We start from the raw sequence: 266 nt of genomic DNA on the forward strand, positions 1-266 counted from the left end.
GTGACCTTCGGGTGGTCGGCGAGCCATCGCAGCATCTCGGCGACGGGGTCGGCGTCGGCGAGCGCGTACGGGTCCGTCATCAGCCGCGGGCGGCGTAGCCGTTACGGCGGAGTTGGCGGGCGTAGTCCGGCGATACGAGCGCCGTCTCGCCCGGGCGGAAGTCGGCGCTGCCGATCCGCAGGTGATGCGCGAGCGTCACCTTCTCCGGCTTCTGCCCGGGCCGCATGGGCGGACCGACGACGGGCTGCGGCGCGGCGGCCGGGGCC

1 protein-coding gene is annotated in these 266 nt (G+C 75.2%); it reads right to left on the reverse strand.

All coding sequences use genetic code 11. The features are described 5' to 3' along the window. Positions 1 to 79: 79 nt before the first annotated feature. On the reverse strand, positions 80 to 266 hold a 187-nt coding region (locus CCN29_RS36475), incomplete at its 5' end, for a hypothetical protein (RefSeq protein ID WP_442538597.1).

Source organism: Streptomyces pseudogriseolus, assembly GCA_002154585.1.
In the GTDB taxonomy this organism is placed as follows: domain Bacteria; phylum Actinomycetota; class Actinomycetes; order Streptomycetales; family Streptomycetaceae; genus Streptomyces; species Streptomyces pseudogriseolus.